Source organism: Aliidiomarina iranensis (genome assembly GCF_003987135.1).
Classification (GTDB): Bacteria; Pseudomonadota; Gammaproteobacteria; order Enterobacterales; family Alteromonadaceae; genus Aliidiomarina; species Aliidiomarina iranensis.
This window is the reverse complement of record NZ_PIPJ01000007.1, coordinates 113,584-132,601: the sequence shown is the minus strand read 5'-3', so window position 1 is coordinate 132,601 and position 19,018 is coordinate 113,584. Positions and strand designations below refer to the sequence as shown.

Below are 19,018 nucleotides of genomic sequence, written 5' to 3'. Positions count from 1 at the left end.
CTTGAAGCTCATAACAGGCCGTATATACGAGTGCAGTTTTATCCTGTTCACATCGCGCAAAGCTGGTTAAAAACAAAGTAAAACTATGTCACTAAACAACTTGCGTAATGTGAGGTGTCCATATATGTGCTCGAGCGTCTCTTCATTGCCATATAGGCACCGGCGGAAGCAAGAATCCAAATCCCTGCTGCAATAGGTTGTTTGGAGTTGATGTTGGCCTAGCGTGAGCGTTGGCTTGGGTGGCGTTAGCGAGTTGTCCGCGCCAAGGATGGCGCGGATCAAAGCGACACATGGATGTGCTTGAGCGTCTCGCTAATGCCACCCAAGCCAGCGCGGAAGCATGGTCAACAACAACCCCACGAGTTATTTCAGGCTTTGTTGTAGCCAGGAGGTGAATTCTTTGCCCAGTTCTGGGTGGCGGCGGGCGTAGGTTACGAAGGTTTGTAAGTAGCCCAGCTTATTCCCACAATCGTGACTCATACCCTGCATATAGTAGGCATTTACAGGCTCTTCATTGAGCAACATCGCAATCGCATCTGTTAATTGAATCTCGTTGCCGGCACCCACAGGCGTGCGCTCTAGCAATGGCCAAATATTTGGCGAAAATACGTAGCGGCCAACTACCGCTAAATCAGAAGGCGCATTATCCACCGGCGGCTTCTCTACCAAGGCTTTAATCGGAGCCTGCTCCCGTGGCGACAATTCCGCGCCGCCAAGATCAGCAACACCATATTGATCAACCATCGCCTTCGGTACCTTTTCTACCATTACTTGGCTGGTACCCGTTTCCCGATAATTAGCCATCATTTCAGCCATATTTTCGCGCTTACCATCGTAAGTGGCATCATCGAGCAACACATCAGGCAAAATTACCGCAAAAGGTTCATTACCAACGAGTGGTTTGGCGCAACGTACAGCGTGGCCAAGCCCCTTCGCTGCCCCTTGGCGCACATGCATAATGGTGACACCTTTCGGGCAAATAGCCTGAACTTCATCAAGCAATTGCCGCTTAACACGCTTTTCCAACATAGATTCGAGTTCAAAACTGGTATCGAAATGGTTCTCAATAGAATTTTTACTTGAGTGCGTTACTAAAATAATCTCTTTCAAACCAGCGGCGGCGCATTCATTCACAATATATTGAATAAGTGGCTTATCAACCAAAGGCAACATTTCTTTTGGAATCGCTTTGGTTGCTGGCAGCATCCGTGTACCTAGGCCTGCAACAGGAATGATAACTTTAGTAACGGGTTGTCCTGATGTGGTCATATTTAATCCTTAGCTTTTGTTTTTCTTATCGGCTCTTATTTTGCGCAAATAAAGAGTATTAATTACCACCGCGGCAATTATTTCCGGAATCAGTGTACAATAGGTTGTAAGCAAACAGAAAGTGTAGCTTATGTTACACTTCAGTAAGTAAATCAACCATAACAGATTCGTAGCAGTGAATGGTCCGGAATATTTGTTACCGGCCAACTATTATAGGTATTCACATGATTTATTTTTCTACTCGAAAAATCCCTGCGTTGCGCGCTTATCCAGCCTTAGAGCGCCTGCATATCGCCGCGAATGCAGCGAAAAACATGCCCTTTGGCCGCAAGGCAGTAGCCAATATTTTAAAGGTGTTGTTGTTAGTTGCTCTGTTTTGGTCGGTGTTATATATCCAAGGCATTGCCCTGAAGCTGATTGCTATTCTGGCGCTCGGTTTATTGTATCCGTTAGTATTACAACCGATAACACTCTCCCTGGCGGCTCCCTATATCCCAGATGCGGTGCGGGAGTTTGAACGCAACAAAGCTTATGCCCAAAATGAACCTAGCGATAATGAAAGCCCAACTGATCGCGGTGATGACGAAGGCAATTAAAAGCTAGCGCCGCAAATGCAAGGGGCGTAAACAACCGTGCATGAAATACCGCAAGAAAAACATGGTGCGTAAAAGCAAAATCGCTACTTTTTATTGGCAATGATCACCGCACGTTTTGGCGCTGGGTAGCCTTCAACTGTTTTGCTGCGGTCGTCGGCATCTAAGAAATCAGCAAGTGATTGGTTTGTCATCCATTCGGTGGCCCGCTGTTCTTCTAAGCTCGTAACACTCTCATCAACCACCCGCACGTTTTGCATGCCAAGCCGCTCGAGCCAATGCACAAGGGCCGCCGATGAGGGAATAAACCATACATTTGGCATTTGCGCATAGCGTTCACCGGGTACGAGCACCGTATGAACATCACCATCCACTACCAAGGTTTCTAAAACGAGCTCGCCACCTGAACGTAATTGATCAATGCATTGCTGAAGAAAATCGATGGGGGAACGCCGGTGATAAAGCACACCCATGGTAAATACGGTATTGAATGCCGCCAGTTTCGGCATTTGCTCAATACCCAGCGGCAATAATTCAATATTGTTGGCCAAGGCTTCTGGCACAAAACGGCGTATGGCTCTAAATTGGCTCACGAATAACTGGCCGGGATCAATGCCCACAGCTAATTCAGCACCAGCCCCGAGCATTCGCCACATGTGGTAGCCGCTACCGCAGCCAATATCGAGAACGGTACGGCCCCGTAAATCACTTAAATGGGGTGCAACCCGATCCCATTTCCAATCTGAGCGCCATTCAGTATCAATAGGTAAACCAAACAGTTCAAAAGGGCCTTTACGCCAAGGCATAAACTGCTTTAACAAGCCTTGCATACGAGCGTGATCATTGTCACTGGCCTCGCTTGCGTTACCAATGCGCACCGCGGTTTCTAAATCGATATCCGTAGCCGTGAGTTCCGGTAATAACGCAATAGTGCGTTGCCATTTTTTGAACTCACCATGCTGCCCTTGCTGTTCCCACTCACGAAGCGCAGCGGGCAGAGTTTCTAGCCAGTGCGCTAATGAGCTTTGAGTTAAGCGTGCATAAAAGCCGTTGAAATCACTTTTCGCCATGCTGTGTTGCCTCAGGCGCTTTTAACGCTAACCACGATGTAAAATTAAAACAGCGAAACCACTCTTGCACGGTGCTGAACCCAGCATTGGTTAAGCGCTGAATATGCTCCTCTGGGGTATTTAGGCGCATCACATTTTCTAGGGCTGCGCGCTTTTGGCTAATTTCTAAATCGCTGTAACCGTTATTGCGCTTGAACTCATGATATAAATCAATCAATAGTTCATCGGCTACATTATCGTGGTGTTTCACTTTTTCCGAGATTACCAACAAACCGCCCGGTTGCAGTTGCTCAAAGATTTTTTGAATAATGCTATCCCGTTGTTCAGGTGGCACAAACTGCAATGTAAAATTGAGCACAACCATGCTGCAAGGCTGCATTTCTAAGGTGGCGATATCTGTACACTCAACATGCACAGAAATCTCGCCACGATAAGCATTTACATAATTCTGGCAGCGTTCTACCATAGCCTCGGAATTATCAATGGCGATAATTTCAACACCTTCGGCTTGGCAATGTTGCTTAATCGCAAGGCTAGCAGCACCGAGTGAACAACCGAGATCATACACTCGGCTATTGGGGCGAACGTAGCGGGTAGCAAGGCGGCCGATAGTATCGATAATTGTGGCATAACCTGGAATTGATCGGCTGATCATATCTGGAAATACATCTGCCACTTTAGTATCGAATGCAAAATCACTCACTTTTTTGAGTGGCTGTGCATATACAGAATCACGCTGAGAAGGTTGATTTGCTTTCATTTATATTTTCTTAGATTAAATGTATGCGGAATGAACTACACTATAATGCGTTTTAGCGAAGAAGTTCGAACCTATACTAAGAGTGTGAAAACCACTGAGAATGCATAAATTGTACCTGAAACTAAAGTTAGCAACCATAGCCATTCTTGCATGTGTTGCGGCCAGCTTAGCATTTACTCCCAGTGCCAGCGCTTCAGTGGGCGTATTTGCTGTGGGTGTTTCTCAGGTTTCCGCTGCATCTATGCCGTTAGAAAACGCACCTTCTGCAACGAGTTTACTGGTGCAAACATATAATCAAAGCGCCAACGCTAGTGAAGAAACACAAGTTGAACAACTGTGCTTAGCGAATAGCATAGTAAGCGAGCAGTTACTTGCCGGAGAAAACCCAGAGCAATCGTTAATTGGATATGTCATTGGTGTACCGAATAACTCCGTAAGATTTCGCTTATTGAGGGCTTATCCCGAATTAACCTTTCGTGTATTTAACACGGAAGAGGGGCGAAGTGGGCGTTCACTGTCCGAGGCCATAGCCGATGGCAATCTGTATGTTTGGTGGTGCAACAATGCTGAAGCGTTAGCGCACAGCGAACTTGGCTCCCCCGTGCTCACACTTTCACGGCCTATCGTGCAGAGTGTGAATATGAGCAGCGAAACGCTGAATGACTATTTTTCCCAAACTACGAATTTAATCTCGTTACGCCCAGAGGAAGTAGAGCGGGTTGCTGCCATGGGAACAATGCGCATTGGCTTGCCTGCAGATTCCTCGCCCATTATTAGCCGAAACGATAGTGGTGAGCCGATAGGGCTAGATAATGATTTTGTGAATCTTATCGCCACAAAATTGAACTTACAGGTTGAATGGCAAGATTGTGGCGGCTGGGATGCCTGTGTAAGTGCGTTAGAAAACCGTTCAATTGATGCACTAACCTTTATGTCGCCTACCCCGAGCCGATTACTCTTTACGGAATTTACCTTACCCTACTGGGAGGTTGATTGGGCTTTAATGAGTTTAGAAACGCGGCCGATTCGCATTGATGATTTCGATACCGCTCGCTCAATCACCATAGCGGTTATGGAAAGCTACAGTATTTTGGAAACGGCGGAAAACGCGGAGAATATAACGGTGTTACCGGTGGCATCACCTGCTGCCGGCCTTAATGCGGTTCTTGAGGGCAACGCGGATGCCTATTTGGATAGTTTACCGCTGTTGATGAATCGCGTAAGAGAGCTCAATTTAACCGGCGCTGTAGTGCACATTGCTCGGGATTTACCTGGCGATCAAGTGAGTGTGGGAGTGCGTTCCGATTGGGCCGCCATTGTACCTATTCTTGATAGGGCCATTCTAGGTATCACCGATACTGATATCGAAGCTATTGAAGAGCGTTGGTTTGATCCTGAAATATTCCGCGGTGGTTTAGATCGCGATTCGGTGCTGCGTTGGGCTTTGGTTATGGCTATAACCGTATTAATCGTATTAGCCGCAATACTTGCATGGCTCGCGCACTTACGCCGAGAAATCGAGCGGCGCAAGTTACGAGAGGCCGAAATTCGCCACAAAGCTTACCATGATGAGCTAACAGGGTTGCCGAATCGCATGCATATTATTGAAAAGGCAGAGAGAGCGATTATTACTCACGGGCAAAACCAGCGTAAATGCGCGTTGCTTTTTATTGATTTAGATGGTTTTAAAGCAATAAATGATAACGAGGGCCATGATGCTGGCGATGAGTTGTTGATTGCAGTTTCCCAGCGGTTGCAACGCACTGTTCGTAAAAATGATACGGTAGCCCGCTATGGTGGTGATGAATTCTTGATTCTGGTTACCAACCTAACCCACGTCGAACAAGCTGAGAATATTGCTCATAAGGTACTCAATCGTGTTTCTATGCCCTATCGGTTAGCTACTGGGGAATCACGAATAGGCGCAAGTATAGGCGTAGCTGTATTCCCCGATCACGGCAGTGAGTACGAAGATCTACTGAGTGCTGCGGATGATGCCATGTATACAGTGAAAGATTCGGGGAAAAACGGCGTGGTACTAGCCGATCAAAAATCCACCGATTAACGATAAGCTATTCACGCTTGGCGGGTGACTTTACCCGCCGCTCTCCTTTATACTTACCGATTAAATCTAAATGCCCAAAACGCAAATTCTTGAATAACGGAAGTGGATAAACATGCGCAGTCATTATTGTGAGCAGGTAAACGAACAAGAGCTTGGTAACCAGGTAACCGTAGCCGGTTGGATTCATAAACGGCGTGATCTCGGCGGCCTTATTTTTGCTGATGTGCGTGATCGCACAGCGTTGTTACAAGTGGTGTTCGATCCTGATTTACAGGACATGTTTGCCGAAGCGAATAAATTACGCCAAGAGTTTTGTGTACAAATTACCGGCGAAGTGCGCGCGCGCCCAGAGGGGCAAATTAACGAACGCATGGCCACTGGTAAAGTAGAAATGCTGGCCACAGAGATTAAAATTCTTAATCGTTCGGCGCCGTTGCCGATTGATTACAACCAGCAAGTAAGTGAAGAGCAGCGCTTGCGCTACCGCTATTTAGATTTGCGCCGCCCAGAAATGAATGAAAAAATTCAATTCCGCGCGCGCGTAGCAAGTGCGGTGCGCCGATATATGGATAGCCGTGGCTTTCTCGATATTGAAACGCCTATGCTTACTCGGGCAACACCAGAAGGCGCTCGCGATTATTTGGTGCCAAGCCGAACCCATAAAGGTAAGTTTTTTGCGTTGCCACAATCTCCGCAATTGTTTAAGCAATTATTGATGATGTCGGGCTTCGATCGCTATTATCAAATTGTAAAATGTTTCCGCGATGAAGATCTCCGTGCCGATCGGCAACCGGAATTCACCCAAATCGATATCGAAACCACGTTCATGTCGGCGGACGACGTGCGCGCGCTTACCGAAGATATGGTGCGCAATTTGTTTCAAGAAATGCTGAATGTGGATCTTGGCGATTTTCCGATAATGCCGTATAGCGAAGCCATGAGCCGCTACGGGAGCGATAAACCAGATTTGCGGAACCCGCTAGAATTGGTGGATATCGCTGATTTGGTAAAAGATATTGAGTTTAAAGTGTTTTCGGGCCCAGCCAACGATAGTAAAGGCCGCGTGGCGGTAATTAAAGTGCCGGGTGGCGCACGTTTGAGCCGTAAACAAATCGATGAATACACCAACTTCGTGGGCATTTATGGCGCGAAAGGCTTGGCGTGGATGAAAGTAAACGAGCGTGCGAAAGGCATGGAAGGTTTGCAATCACCGGTATTAAAGTTTTTCCCAGAAAACGTAGTGAACGAGCTTTTGGCTCGCGTTGATGCGGCTGATGGCGATATTTTGCTCTTCGGCGCTGATTCCCAAACGGTTGTAACCGAAGCCTTGGGTGCATTGCGGTTGAAGCTTGGCCAAGATTTCGATTTAGTGGAAGATAGCTGGAAGCCCTTGTGGGTTGTGGATTTCCCAATGTTTGAAGAAACCGAAGAGGGCTTCTTCGCACTGCACCACCCATTCACAGCTCCTATTGGCGTAACCGCTGAAGAACTCAAAGCGAATCCGGGTGCCACGCTCTCGAACGCCTACGATATGGTGCTGAATGGTTGTGAAGTAGGGGGTGGTTCGGTTCGTATCCATGATAACGCCATGCAGCAAGCCGTGTTCGGTATTTTGGGAATCGATGAAGCCGAAGCGGAAGAGAAATTCGGTTTCTTACTTGAAGCATTGAAATATGGTGCACCACCGCATGCAGGCCTTGCGTTTGGGTTAGATCGCTTAGTGATGCTGATGGTGGGCGCTAGCTCAATTCGCGATGTGATTGCATTCCCGAAAACCACCACGGCGCAGTGTCCGCTTACTGATGCCCCAGGATACGCCAATCCGGCTGCACTCGCTGAGTTGGGTGTTGCATTGGCTGAACGTTCAGGAGCGAAAGAATAAGCTCGTAGCTAAATCGGAAGCTCAGCCCTAGCTAAGGAGACAGAAACAATGGCCGGTCATTCTAAATGGGCGAACATTAAACATCGTAAAGCCGCGCAAGATGCGAAGCGCGGCAAAGTTTTTACGAAACTCATTCGCGAAATAACGGTTTCGGCACGCGAAGGTGGTGCCGATGCCGAGAGTAATCCGCGGCTCCGGGCCGCGATTGATAAAGCCTTATCCAACAATATGAAACGCGATACCATCGATACCGCAATTAAACGCGGTGCCGGTGAGCTTGATGGCGATAATGTAGAAGAAATCACTTACGAAGGTTATGGCCCCGGTGGGGTGGCGATCATGGTTGAGTGCATGTCGGATAATCGTAATCGCACGGTAGCCGATGTGCGGTTTGCGTTTTCCAAATGCAATGGCAACTTGGGCACGGATGGCAGTGTTGCCTTCATGTTTAATAAGCGTGGTGTGCTGAGTTTTGCCGCCACGGAAGAGAGCCCAGCACCGGCAGAAGATGCATTAATGGAGGCAGCGCTTGAGGCTGGCGCCGAAGATGTGCTCGCCAATAGCGATGGAAGTTTTGATGTGTATACTACGCCTACTGATTTTGGCACCGTATTAGATGCCATGCGCGCGGCGGGTTTCAATCCAGTAAACGCAGAAGTTACACAAGTACCCGATAATTACAGTGCTGTGGATGACGACACCGCCAAGCAAGTAGTGAAGTTGATTGATATGCTGGAAGATTCCGATGATGTGCAAAATGTGTATCACAATGCGGAAATACCTGAATCAGCGTGGGATTGATTAATCCATGACACGCATCGTGCTCGGCATTGATCCCGGTTCGCGGATTACTGGTTACGGTGTGGTGCAGCTACACGCCGGAAAATTAACCTATTTGGGTAGCGGTTGTATTAAATTGGCTCGAGCCGGCGGCTCTACTGATATTCCTTTATCGAGCCGTTTGAAGATGATTCACGATGGGATACAAGAACTCGTTCAGCAATTTGGCCCCACTGAGTTTGCCATTGAGCAGGTGTTTTTATCGCGAAACCCTGATTCTGCACTAAAACTTGGGCAAGCTCGGGGCGCGGCTATAGTAGCGGCAGCAATTGCGGAATTACCCGTGCATGAATACGCAGCGCGAGCGATTAAGCAGGCCGTGGTGGGCACCGGTGGTGCGGCAAAGGAGCAAGTGCAGCACATGGTGAAGCACATTTTAAAATTACCGCGGGTGCCGCAAGCGGATGCTGCCGATGCGCTTGCAGTGGCTATTTGCCACCTAAATACAAATCTCTTGCTCTCGAAGCGCTGAAGAAAAGGCTGAATTCATGATTGGACGTTTACAAGGCACTTTAGTAGCAAAGCACGCACCCGAATTATTAATTGATGTGCAGGGCGTGGGTTATGAAGTGCAATTGCCCATGACCTGTTTTTATGAGTTGCCGGAAATTGGCCAGCAAGCCACGTTATGGGTACATTTTGTAGTGCGGGAAGATGCGCAGTTATTATTCGGGTTCAATACTCTTGATGAACGGGCGCTTTTCCGGTTGCTGATAAAAGCGCAAGGCGTAGGGCCGAAGATGGCACTAGGCATTATGTCGAGTATGAGTGCGCCACAATTTATTCAAAGTGTTCGTAGCGGCGATTTATCAACGTTGGTGAAAATTCCGGGTGTGGGCAAGAAAACCGCAGAACGTTTGTTGGTAGAAATGCGTGATCGCTTAAAAGATTTTCGTGGCGCTGAAATGGATACGGGCTTGCCGGGCGCAACGCCAGTAGTGCCCACAGAATATGCAGAAATGCCGCCCTCGGCTCGTGATGAGGCGTTAAGTGCGCTTTTGGCTCTCGGTTATAAAGAGAATCAAGCACAACCGGTTTTAAAGCGGGTGTTTAACGAAGGAATGAGCTCAGAGGAGTTGATCCGTGCGGCGCTGAAGGCAATGATGTAGGCTGAAAGTTTAAAGTTAACGCAAAATTGAGTACGGAAAACAAAAAAGTACGGCAAACAAAAAATAAAAAGTACTACAGGTGTTACTTACTGTAGTTACAACTAACTCCTGATACATGGTGTGAATAATGATTGAAGCAGATTCGATGATGCCAGAGCGGCCGGTGCAGCCTAAAGCTACCGGCGATGATGAAATCATTGATCGCGCCATTCGGCCAAAGCGGTTAGCCGATTATACTGGCCAAAAACATGTTGTAGAGCAGTTGAGCATTTACATTGAAGCTGCGCGCGGCCGCAGCGATGCACTTGATCACGTACTTATTTTCGGCCCGCCCGGTTTAGGTAAAACTACCTTGGCAAATATCATTGCTAATGAAATGGGCGTGGGCATAAAAACAACCTCTGGGCCGGTATTGGAAAAAGCCGGCGATTTAGCGGCGTTACTCACCAACCTAGAGCCCCACGATGTGCTATTTATCGATGAAATTCATCGTTTAAGCCCTGTGGTGGAAGAAGTGTTGTATCCAGCACTTGAAGATTATCAGCTTGATATTATGATTGGCGAGGGCCCAGCGGCACGCTCGATCAAACTTGATTTACCCCCTTTCACACTAGTAGGCGCTACTACCCGCGCTGGCGCGCTCACCTCACCACTGCGTGATCGGTTCGGTATTGTGCAGCGCTTAGAGTTTTATTCGATTCCTGAGCTTACTTCCATAGTTCAGCGCTCGGCTGGTTTTTTAGAAATGGATTTGGTACCCGAAGGCGCGCAAGAAGTAGCGATGCGCTCGCGCGGAACGCCACGAATTGCAAATCGATTGTTACGCCGTGTGCGTGATTATGCGCAAGTGAAATCAAGCGGGCCAATAACTGCCGAAATTGCTTCAGCCGCTTTAGATATGATCGATGTGGATAAAGCCGGCTTTGATTACATGGACCGCAAGCTGTTAAAAGCGATTATCGAGAAGTTCATGGGCGGCCCTGTTGGCCTCGAGAACTTAGCCGCCGCCATTGGTGAAGAAAAAGATACTATTGAAGATGTATTAGAGCCCTACTTGATTCAGCAAGGTTATGTGCAGCGAACCCCGCGGGGGCGCATTGCCACGAACCATGCCTATAATCATTTCGGCTTAACTAAAACTGAAAAATAGAGTTGCCAAAGGCTTGCTTTACTTGCGCGAAAACCAGATTACGCCAACACCAGAATACGCGAAAAGCAGAATAACGTTTTTGTGAGCTGAATATTTTGAGTAGGCAACCAGTGCTGAAATACTAGGCAAAAAAAAGCCCGCTCTATAGAGAACGGGCAAAGGTTGTAACAACAACAAGGAGGAAATCTTACATCAGGGAACTCAGTATTAACCTGTAGCGCAAGTTAATACTCAATTTGGTTGTCAAGGGTTTGCCTTGAACACGGGAGCCATTATAAGGCTTATCCGACCAGTATCAAACGAGAAAAACTACCACTTCGGATTAAAAAAAGTAATGATAATGGAGCGGTGAGCGCTTATTTTAAAAGCAACATATTCATAACATCATTAAAAACCCCTTATTTAATAACAAGCTATAAAATCGGTTCGTTTTTTAAGCGATAAGAAAAACTCTTGTGAAATGGTTGGGTGCGGGGCTTTATCCGGTGTGCAGGCCGGTGTGTAGGCAGGTGTGCAGGCATATTTGTAGCCATCTTTGTGGGCACAGGTCTGGCTCTGTTCACGACAATAGTTATCACCACATTTAGCGATACTTTACCTAAATACAGGCTTGCTGAGCAGGCTATCGCTTAATTTCCGTTATTGGCTAGGGTATAGTACCGTTTCGCAGTGTGGTAATTTATTTAAATCATCATTTGAACAGCGGTGAATATAAGCGCGTAATCAATGTCATTTTTTGTGTGATTTTAGGCATCGCCGCGAACACTTATGGGCATTACTTTGCGATTAGAAAGAATCCTCGCAGAAATTGAAGAGATATAATGGAACTACCGGATCAGCCAAGCACGGATAAAGAAGCCCTTAGCGGGGGCAAAGAAGCCCTTAGCGGGGATAAAAAAGCCATTAGCGATGGTAAAGAAGCCCCGGCCTTCACCTGGCCAGTGCGGGTGTATTACGAAGATACCGATGCCGGCGGCATCGTGTATTACGCGAATTACCTAAAATTCTGTGAGCGAGCTCGAACCGAGTGGCTGCGTTCACTGGGCATAGATCAAGACGTGTGGCTAGATTTGCAAATTGGTTTCGTGGTGCGCCAAGTATCCCTTGATTTAAGAGCGCCGGCTCGGTTTAATGATGCGCTCAGAGTAACGGTAGAGCCCAAACGCATTCGTAAAGTATCATTGGAATGCACGCAGCAAATTTTTAACCAGCAGGGCGAATTATTGTGTGTTGCCGAAGTCAAAGCAGCATGCGTGAATTTAAGTACTATGAAACCGGTAGCAATTCCCGGTCCAATATTAGAGGTAATCCGGCGTGGAAGCTGATATGTCGTTCATTGGCTTATTTTTAGAAGCCAGCTTAGTTGTAAAAGCCGTTATGATTTTATTGGTTTTGATGTCTATCTTATCTTGGGCACTCATTATCCAACGTCGAAAAATTTTGAATGCAGCTCAACAAAATGCGTTGGCGTTTGAAGAGCGGTTTTGGTCGGGCGTTGATCTTGCCAAACTATACAAAGAAGTAAGTGCCCGCGGCGGCAAAGCTAGCGGCACTGAGCATTTATTTCATTCCGGTTTTCGAGAATTTGCTCGCTTACGACAAACCCGCAGCATGGATCCGGTGAGTGTGATGTCGGGTACCCAACGCGCGATGCGTGTGGCCCACAGCCGTGAAGTCGATAATCTAGAGAAAAACCTTTCAGTATTAGCAACCATTGGTTCAATCAGCCCATATATCGGCTTGTTTGGTACCGTTTGGGGCATCATGAACTCCTTTATTGCGCTCGGTAGCGTGCAACAAGCTACATTACAAATGGTAGCGCCGGGTATCGCTGAAGCGCTTATCGCCACCGCCATAGGCCTGTTTGCGGCGATTCCGGCGGTTATTGCCTACAACAAATTTTCCAATCAGGTAGCTAGCATTGATGGCAACTATATTAATTTTGCCGAAGAATTCACCGGTATTTTGCAACGCCAAGCCGTAACAGGCAGCACTCAGGCTTCTAGTAATAGTGCCTCTGGAGCGCAAGCAACGCGGGAACAGGAGGCTTAATTATGGAAGCCTTTGTTCCGCGTAAACGGCGAAAACCTGTTTCAGAGATTAATGTAGTGCCCTACATTGATGTTATGTTGGTGCTATTGATTATCTTTATGGTTACCGCACCGCTTATTACTCAGGGCGTTGAAGTGGATTTGCCACAAGCGCAATCAGAAGCCATTAGCGATGATTCGCGGCCACCCATAGTGGCTTCGGTTGACCGCGAGGGTAACTATTTTCTAAATGTAGGTGGAAATGCGGAAGAGCCCATGTCGGCCGTTGATTTAGCTACCTTAGTTGCGGCGGAACTGGTGGTTGATCCGGAACGGCCGGTTGTTGTGCGTGGCGATGGCGCAGTAGCTTATAACCAAGTGATTCAGCTGATGGTTTTGTTGCAACGTGCTGGGGCTACGCAAGTAGGCTTAATGACACGGCCACCGGAGTAAGCCGATGGCAAATGTAAGCGATAAACAAAAAGGCCAAAGTGCCGAGCAGGGAACTAAATCACTAGAGCATACACCTAAATCGGCGAAGGTAGGCGGTGCAATGCCTTGGCGCGCCATTGGCATTTCGAGTGCGCTGCATTTGATTCTTGGCACTGCGATTGTGATGAGCATGGAATACACGCCAACATTGCCGGAAGTGCGGGAACAACCAAGCTTAGAAAGTGCCGTAAACGAGGAACAAACGCCGCCGCAGGAAATAGTAAATGCGGTTGCGGTAGATCAAGCGCAAGTAGAAGCGCAGGTGCAACGTATTCAAGAGCAACGGGCAGAGCAGCAGCGCGCTGAAGAACAACGTATTGCCGACCTTGAACGCCGAGCGCGCGAAGCCGAGCAACAGCGGCGGCGAGAAGAGGAAAGAGCGCGGCAAGTAGCCGCAGAGCGCGAGCAAGCGGCAGAACAAACACTTAGAGCACGAGAACAAGCGCAACAAGCAGAGCGAGAAGCTGCACAGGCTGAACAACAACGGCAACAAGCTGCCGAGCGATTACGCCAACAGCAAGAAGCCGAAGCTCGTGCAGCGGCTGAACGCCAACGCCTTGAAGAAGAGCGCCGAGCCCAAGAAGCGGCAGCGCGGGAGCGTGCCGAGCGTGAGCGGCAAATACAAGAGCGTCTAGAGCGCGAACAAGCGGAGCGAAACCGAATACGTCAGCAACGCGTACTTACAGAAGTTGAGCGTTATCAAGCGTTAATTCGCGCCGCGGTGCAGCGAAATTGGATTGTAGATCAAAGCATGCGCGGGCAATCCTGTGTACTAAACATTAGCCTTGCTCGTGATGGGTTTGTTACCAACGTACAAGTAGGTGAAGGCGATCGGGCCGTGTGTGAATCGGCAAGGGCTGCGGTGCTAAGAGCTGGCAACCTGCCAATATCAGACGATGCCGATGTTTACGAACAATTACGAAATTTCCGGTTGCGAGTAGAGCCGCAATTTAATTAAGTGGAGTGCCAATGAAACGCGTATTGATTGGATTATTAGTAGTTTGGGTTTCGCTAACTGCAGCATTAAGTAACGCTACAGCGCAAAGCACCCTGGAAATCGTTATCACCGAGGGGCAAAACAGTGCGCGGCCAATAGCAGTGGTGCCGTTTCAGTGGTTAGGTGAGGGCGAAGCTCCCTACAATTTTGCCGAAATTATTATGGCTGATCTACGCCGCAGCGGCCGCTTTAACCCGATAGATCAAGGCCAGATGCCAGGGCAGCCCGGTAAAGATCTTGATGTGTCCGATTACGCGGCTTGGGCTCGGCTTGGTGTAGAAGCCATGTTAGTGGGCGAGGTGAGTTTACTCTCTGGCAATCGCTATCAGGTAACCTATGAGCTCATTGATCCGCTACGCGGGCAAATTACCGGTGGTACCGCACAAGCATTAGTGGATGGCGCACTGGTAAACAGCAATGATCATGTTATCGAAGGCCGCAGCTCAGTTGTCGGGCCAAACCAATTTCGCCAGTATTCCCATCGTATTTCTGATGTGGTTTATGAGGCATTAACCGGTGAACGTGGCGCTTTTCTAACACGCATTGCTTATATTTATGTAGATTTTGAACAGGAAAACCCGTATCACTTGATGGTAAGTGATTATGATGGTTACAACGAGCGAGTATTGCTGCGCTCACCAGAACCTTTAATGTCGCCCAGTTGGTCGCCGGAAGGTAACCGTTTAGCTTATGTGAGTTTCGAAAATGGCCGGCCAGAGATATTCTTGCAAGATATTTATACTACGGAACGCGAGAAATTAACCTCGTTTCCAGGTATTAACGGCTCACCATCATGGTCACCTGATGGTACGAAAATGGCCATGGTGCTCTCGAAAGATGGGGCTCCGGATATTTACGTTATGGATATTGCCAGCCGAAACATTGAGAAAATAACGGATCACTGGCGCATTGATACTGAACCTTACTGGACACCGGACGGTAAATCGCTCACCTTCACCTCAGAGCGTGGCGGTAGAGCACAAATTTATCGTGTAGATCTAGATACAAAACGCGTTCGTCGGGTTACCTTTGAAGGTGAAGCCAATTTAGGTGGTGTGGTAACGCCTGATGGCAGAGGCTTAGTGGTGGTTAACCGTGATAACGGGCAATTCCACATTGGCCGGCAAGAGTATCCAAATGGTAATTTCCAGGTGCTTACGCAAACTACCTTGGATGAATCTCCGAGCGTAGCGCCAAATGGCAGTATGATTATTTACAGTACTACGCACAATGGTAAGCAAGTGCTAGCACTGGTGTCTATGGATGGGCGTTTTCGTGCGCGTTTACCTTCTCGTGAAGGAGAAGTTAAAGCGCCGGCGTGGTCACCGTTTCTCTAATTAAGAAAACGTGATATTTTTATACTAATGGTTCACTTCAACTTTGAGTAGGGTCGTAAAATGCAGTTAAATAAATTTTTGAAAACATTGGCAGTTCTTATTTCAATCGGCACATTAGCCGCTTGTGCGAGCTCACCTTCTGAAGATATGGATAGTTCAACTTCTGGCTCTACCGGTAGTGAACAAACCACAGATGGAACTCGGGGTGGCGTGGAAACTGGTTCGGCTGAGCGCATGCAAACGCCAGAAGAACAGCGTCAAGAGCGCTATGCTGAATTGCGCCAAGAGCACATCATCTACTTTGATTTCGATGAATCAACCGTACGTAGTGAATTCGCTGAATTATTAACAGCACATGCTGATTATCTTTCACGCAATCCATCAGTTACGGTAGTGATTGAAGGCCACACTGATGAGCGTGGCACGCCAGAGTACAACATTGCCCTAGGTGAGCGCCGCGGTAACTCGGTAGCAACTTACCTACGCAACTTAGGTGTGCTTTCTTCACAAATCGAAGTGGTATCTTTCGGTGAAGAAAAGCCGTTAGCACGTGGCAGCAGTGAGCGTGCATGGTCGCAAAACCGCCGTGCAGTGCTAGTTTACTAAGCTTTTTTGTTAAGCTCGTAAATAAAGTTAGTTCGCTAAGGCCTGAGTTTAGTACTTAGCCTTAGGAACAGCTGGTTTGAAGAAACCCGGTGGGTGTGAAGCCCACCGGTGCTCCTTAAAGTAACGGCCAAAAAAGGTACGCGAATGAAAGTTTCAAGCTTTGTAATCACCCTTGGTTTTGTTTCACTTGCTTCTGCCGCCGTGAGTAGCGGAACCGTGAGCTTAAGCCCTGCTAGTGTGGCCAATATACTTTTTGGCTCTGCCGCTCATGCGCAAGGCGCGCCGGTAGTTAGTGCAGCAAATGCACAGCAGAGTAATGAAACAGCGATTCAACGTAATGAAACCGTACCGCAGCGCTTGGATCGATTAGAACGTATGCTTGCAGGGCGCAGCCAAGGCCAAGCCGAAATGCTTGAGCAAATCGGCCGTTTACAGCGGGAACTAAGCGAACTTCGTGGTGTTACAGAAGAACACACCTATCAGCTTGAGCAAATGCTGCAACGCCAACGCGATATCTACCAAGAGCTAGATCGCCTCTCTCAACAGCTCCGGCAATCTAACGAAACAGCAGCGCCAGTTTTACCCACATCGGGCGTAAGCTTTTCCGAAAACGAAAGCGAGAACGTAGCTTACGATCGAGCCGTTGCCCTCGTTTTACAGGAGCGCCAGTACGAACGTGCGATTCCGCAATTCCAAGCCTTTTTAGAAAACTACCCGGGCTCTTCATACACGAGCAATGCTCACTACTGGCTTGGGCAACTGTTTTATGCCCAAGAAAGTTATAGCGAAGCAAAAGTACATTTCAGCACGGTAGTACGCGATTTCCCTGATTCAAATAAACGTGCCGATTGTTTATTAAAGCTCGGCATGATTGCCGCTACGGAAAATAACCGCAGCGAAGCACAACGTTTCTTTAACCAAGTGCGTTCAGAATATAGTAATTCCACTGAAGCGGAAATGGCCGGGCGTCAGCTGGAGAATTTGTAATCAACGGAAAGTTAAAGAAAAGTTAGAAAATTGCGGTTTCGATTAGAAATCGAACGAAAGGGCCGTTAAAAGCAAAAAAATGCAAATTAACGGCCGATTCTTTCTTGCATCACAGCAATATTTCAGTAAACTATGCCGCCGTTGCCACAGCAAAGTATAAGTTCTTTATATTTCGCTTTGAATAACGCTTTCGTGATAAAATCCTCGCGATAGAAAGTTTGCAAGTGGGTCGTTAGCTCAGTTGGTAGAGCAGTTGACTTTTAATCAATTGGTCGCAGGTTCGAATCCTGCACGACCCACCACTTTTCAAACGTTTCACCCCGAACACCTCAGATGGGTCGTTAGCTCAGTTGGTAGAGCAGTTGACTTTTAATCAATTGGTCGCAGGTTCGAATCCTGCACGACCCACCATCTTTTATCGTGATCTCCTCAGCTTGCTTCAGCGTAGTTAATATGTTTACCGCTTGCGCTCCAATGTTACGAGCAAAGTAATCATGTGCGTGGTAACTAAAAACCAAACGAACAACCAAACAATACCTAACCAAATTTATAGCAGTATCGTGAACAAAACCGGTGCATCGGTTATACTATACACATCGTACTTATGTGAAGAACGTGAAGAACGTGAAGAATGCGATGAACGTGAAAGCACATCGGCTCAGTTAATGTTTAGCCTGATGTGGTACTGCACTTAAAATGGAAGAGATATGTCCCAAGCACAAGTATTAGCGCCGTTGGAATTTGATTGGCCGGCAAAGCCAAAACCACTCAGTGCTGCTGATAAACAGGCGCATCGCGAGCGCATTAAAGCCTTATTAAAAGCCAAAAATGCGGTATTGGTAGCTCACTATTATACCGATCCTGAAATTCAGGCCTTAGCCGAAGAAACCGGTGGTTGTGTGGCTGATTCCTTAGAAATGGCGCGTTTTGGCTCTGAGCACCCCGCTGATACCTTAATAGTAGCGGGCGTTCGCTTTATGGGCGAAACGGCCAAGATTTTAACGCCAGAAAAAACCGTGCTCATGCCAACTCTAGAGGCCACTTGTTCGCTAGATTTAGGGTGCCCCATCGAAGAGTTTTCAGCATTTTGCGATGAATACCCTGATCACACCGTAGTGGTTTACGCTAACACCTCGGCCGCGGTAAAAGCGCGTGCCGATTGGGTGGTTACATCCTCCATTGCGGTTGATTTGATCGAGCATCTCGATAGCGCGGGCGAGCAAATATTATGGGCGCCAGATCGCCATTTAGGCGGGTACTTAGCCAAGAAAACCGGCGCCGATATGGTGCTATGGCAAGGCGCTTGTATCGTTCACGATGAGTTTAAGGCCAATTCGCTGCGTCAGTTGAAGCAACAATACCCAGATGCTGCGATTTTGGTGCACCCCGAATCACCAGATGCCATTGTTGAGCTAGCCGATGCGGTGGGCTCTACTTCCCAGCTGATTAAGGCAAGCCAAGAGCTGCCGAACAAACGCTTTATTGTGGCTACTGATAAAGGTATTTTTTACAAAATGCAGCAGCTCTCTCCAGAAAAGGTGTTTATTGAAGCGCCCACGGGCGGCGAAGGCGCCACGTGCCGCAGCTGTGCTCATTGCCCCTGGATGGCTATGAACGGCCTAGCAGCGATTGAGCAAGCATTAGAAAAGGGTGGTGCAATGCATGAAATTCATGTTGATAAAGCATTAGGTGAACGCGCTATGCAGCCTTTGAATCGAATGCTAGATTTTGCTCGCTCATTGCGAACATAACAGCAAGTGTGAGCAAATCTATGCAAGCTAGTGCTCGAGCGACCACGTATGAACTAACATGAGCCCACACTTACGAGCAA

General features: G+C 47.8%; 18 protein-coding genes and 2 tRNA genes. 17 read left to right on the top strand and 3 right to left on the bottom strand.

What is annotated here, in order from left to right:
- Nucleotides 1-363 precede the first annotated feature (363 nt).
- On the bottom strand, nt 364-1,269 hold the full coding sequence (galU, locus tag CWE08_RS09655; protein WP_126767832.1) for a UTP--glucose-1-phosphate uridylyltransferase GalU: 906 nt from the start codon (nt 1,267-1,269) through the stop codon (nt 364-366).
- A 224-nt stretch (nt 1,270-1,493) separates the two neighbouring features.
- Between galU and CWE08_RS09650 the strand changes: the two genes are divergently transcribed.
- Nucleotides 1,494-1,865, top strand: a complete 372-nt coding sequence (locus CWE08_RS09650; RefSeq protein ID WP_126767830.1) for a DUF6170 family protein — start codon at nt 1,494-1,496, stop codon at nt 1,863-1,865.
- 83 nt (nt 1,866-1,948) lie between these two features.
- Here the strand turns inward: CWE08_RS09650 and cmoB are convergent, their stop codons facing one another.
- The gene (gene cmoB / locus CWE08_RS09645) at nt 1,949-2,932 is read right to left on the bottom strand and encodes a tRNA 5-methoxyuridine(34)/uridine 5-oxyacetic acid(34) synthase CmoB (protein ID WP_126767829.1); all 984 of its coding nucleotides are present in this window, start codon (nt 2,930-2,932) and stop codon (nt 1,949-1,951) included.
- The gene (cmoA, locus tag CWE08_RS09640; RefSeq protein WP_126767827.1) at nt 2,919-3,692 is read right to left on the bottom strand and encodes a carboxy-S-adenosyl-L-methionine synthase CmoA; all 774 of its coding nucleotides are present in this window, start codon (nt 3,690-3,692) and stop codon (nt 2,919-2,921) included. The genes cmoB and cmoA overlap by 14 nt, the downstream gene beginning before the upstream one ends.
- Before the next feature lie 100 nt (nt 3,693-3,792).
- Here cmoA and CWE08_RS09635 point away from each other — a divergent pair, with 100 nt between their 5' ends.
- From CWE08_RS09635 to nadA, 16 genes are all read left to right on the top strand, one after another.
- Nucleotides 3,793-5,757 carry a diguanylate cyclase domain-containing protein gene (locus tag CWE08_RS09635; protein WP_126767825.1) on the top strand — a complete coding sequence of 655 codons (1,965 nt, stop codon included), beginning with the start codon at nt 3,793-3,795 and terminating at the stop codon, nt 5,755-5,757.
- A gap of 112 nt (nt 5,758-5,869) precedes the next feature.
- Nucleotides 5,870-7,639 carry an aspartate--tRNA ligase gene (gene aspS / locus CWE08_RS09630; RefSeq protein ID WP_126767824.1) on the top strand — a complete coding sequence of 590 codons (1,770 nt, stop codon included), beginning with the start codon at nt 5,870-5,872 and terminating at the stop codon, nt 7,637-7,639.
- Nucleotides 7,640-7,687: 48 nt separating this feature from the next.
- The gene (locus tag CWE08_RS09625; protein WP_126767822.1) at nt 7,688-8,440 is read left to right on the top strand and encodes a YebC/PmpR family DNA-binding transcriptional regulator; all 753 of its coding nucleotides are present in this window, start codon (nt 7,688-7,690) and stop codon (nt 8,438-8,440) included.
- Nucleotides 8,441-8,447: 7 nt separating this feature from the next.
- Nucleotides 8,448-8,951: a crossover junction endodeoxyribonuclease RuvC gene (gene ruvC, locus CWE08_RS09620; protein WP_126767821.1), complete on the top strand. Its 504-nt coding sequence runs from the start codon at nt 8,448-8,450 to the stop codon at nt 8,949-8,951.
- A gap of 16 nt (nt 8,952-8,967) precedes the next feature.
- Entirely contained in the window at nt 8,968-9,588 is a 621-nt protein-coding gene (ruvA, locus tag CWE08_RS09615; protein WP_126767820.1) for a Holliday junction branch migration protein RuvA, read from the top strand.
- 127 nt (nt 9,589-9,715) lie between these two features.
- The gene (ruvB, locus tag CWE08_RS09610; protein ID WP_126767819.1) at nt 9,716-10,738 is read left to right on the top strand and encodes a Holliday junction branch migration DNA helicase RuvB; all 1,023 of its coding nucleotides are present in this window, start codon (nt 9,716-9,718) and stop codon (nt 10,736-10,738) included.
- An 821-nt stretch (nt 10,739-11,559) separates the two neighbouring features.
- The gene (gene ybgC / locus CWE08_RS09605) at nt 11,560-12,063 is read left to right on the top strand and encodes a tol-pal system-associated acyl-CoA thioesterase (RefSeq protein WP_241973878.1); all 504 of its coding nucleotides are present in this window, start codon (nt 11,560-11,562) and stop codon (nt 12,061-12,063) included.
- Nucleotides 12,053-12,790 (top strand): protein TolQ, encoded by a 738-nt coding sequence (gene tolQ, locus CWE08_RS09600; RefSeq protein ID WP_126767818.1) that lies wholly within the window; start codon nt 12,053-12,055, stop codon nt 12,788-12,790. The genes ybgC and tolQ overlap by 11 nt, the downstream gene beginning before the upstream one ends.
- A 2-nt stretch (nt 12,791-12,792) precedes the next feature.
- The gene (gene tolR, locus CWE08_RS09595) at nt 12,793-13,221 is read left to right on the top strand and encodes a protein TolR (protein ID WP_126767817.1); all 429 of its coding nucleotides are present in this window, start codon (nt 12,793-12,795) and stop codon (nt 13,219-13,221) included.
- A 4-nt stretch (nt 13,222-13,225) separates the two neighbouring features.
- Nucleotides 13,226-14,218 (top strand): cell envelope integrity protein TolA, encoded by a 993-nt coding sequence (gene tolA, locus CWE08_RS09590; RefSeq protein WP_126767816.1) that lies wholly within the window; start codon nt 13,226-13,228, stop codon nt 14,216-14,218.
- An 11-nt stretch (nt 14,219-14,229) separates the two neighbouring features.
- Nucleotides 14,230-15,594, top strand: a complete 1,365-nt coding sequence (gene tolB / locus CWE08_RS09585) for a Tol-Pal system beta propeller repeat protein TolB (RefSeq protein ID WP_126767814.1) — start codon at nt 14,230-14,232, stop codon at nt 15,592-15,594.
- Between the two features lie 60 nt (nt 15,595-15,654).
- On the top strand, nt 15,655-16,200 hold the full coding sequence (pal, locus tag CWE08_RS09580; protein ID WP_126767813.1) for a peptidoglycan-associated lipoprotein Pal: 546 nt from the start codon (nt 15,655-15,657) through the stop codon (nt 16,198-16,200).
- A 144-nt stretch (nt 16,201-16,344) separates the two neighbouring features.
- The gene (gene ybgF, locus CWE08_RS09575; protein WP_126767811.1) at nt 16,345-17,187 is read left to right on the top strand and encodes a tol-pal system protein YbgF; all 843 of its coding nucleotides are present in this window, start codon (nt 16,345-16,347) and stop codon (nt 17,185-17,187) included.
- A 226-nt stretch (nt 17,188-17,413) separates the two neighbouring features.
- Nucleotides 17,414-17,489: transfer RNA gene (locus CWE08_RS09570), tRNA-Lys, on the top strand.
- Nucleotides 17,490-17,522: 33 nt separating this feature from the next.
- Nucleotides 17,523-17,598 (top strand) — tRNA-Lys (locus CWE08_RS09565).
- A gap of 296 nt (nt 17,599-17,894) precedes the next feature.
- The gene (gene nadA, locus CWE08_RS09560) at nt 17,895-18,938 is read left to right on the top strand and encodes a quinolinate synthase NadA (protein WP_126767810.1); all 1,044 of its coding nucleotides are present in this window, start codon (nt 17,895-17,897) and stop codon (nt 18,936-18,938) included.
- The last annotated feature ends 80 nt before the right edge of the window (nt 18,939-19,018 follow it).